Source organism: Roseburia sp. 1XD42-69 (assembly GCF_003612565.1).
Classification (GTDB): domain Bacteria; phylum Bacillota; class Clostridia; order Lachnospirales; family Lachnospiraceae; genus Roseburia_B.
The window spans coordinates 1-758 of sequence record NZ_RAZG01000248.1; the positions used below are offsets into that span (position 1 = coordinate 1).

Annotated in this window: 1 protein-coding gene; it reads right to left on the reverse strand. The window is 54.0% G+C overall.

Features of this window, described 5'->3' with window-relative positions; all coding sequences use genetic code 11:
• Positions 1 to 758 (reverse strand): recombinase family protein (locus tag D7Y06_RS25395; RefSeq protein ID WP_243119523.1); only part of this gene is annotated, 758 nt, incomplete at both ends.

Consider the following 758-nt stretch of genomic DNA (forward strand, 5'->3'; position numbering starts at 1 on the left):
TGGCAGATATAATACGCCTTGTCTATCGGCTCCCGTTCCTCGCCGGTAAAGCGGTTCTTCCCGGTTCTGCCCACTTTCTCATAGCGTACCTGCATGGACTTCCCGCAGGTGGCGCAGTAGATAATGCCGTGGAACAGGTTGTAGAAGGGGCAGGCGTTCCCCTCCATGATGGGAGGGCGGCGGTCAATCAGTTCCTGCACCTTCTCCCAGTCCTCCGGGCTTACGATGGCTTCATGGCAGCCTTCAAGGACTTCCCATTCCTCACGGGGGATGATGTCATAGGTGTTGGAGCGGATTCCTTTCTGGTGCGTCCGGCAGACAAGATGTGCGCCTTTGTAAAACGGGTTCCGCAGGATATGGCTAATCCGTGCGCTCCCCCATGAATAATAATTCACGTCACATTCCGTATTGCTTTTTACCCGTGTGATGGGGATTTTATCCTCCATCAGTTGTTTAGCTATCCGCATACACCCCCAGCCGTTTAAGGCAAGGTCATAGATTTTACGGATAGTCGGCGCAGTGTCCGGGTCAAGGATAAGGTGTCCCCTTTCCTCCGGGTCACGCATCAAGCCAAGGGGCGGCTGCCCGCCGCCAAACTTCCCCTGGCGGGAGCGTGTCATGCGCCCGGCAAGCACTTTCTTTGAAATATCCCGGCTGTACATATCATTCAGGATATTTTTAAACGGCGTAATGTCCATTTCCTGCCTTGTCAGGCTGTCCACGCCGTCCGTGACCGCTATATACCTTACATTGTGTTT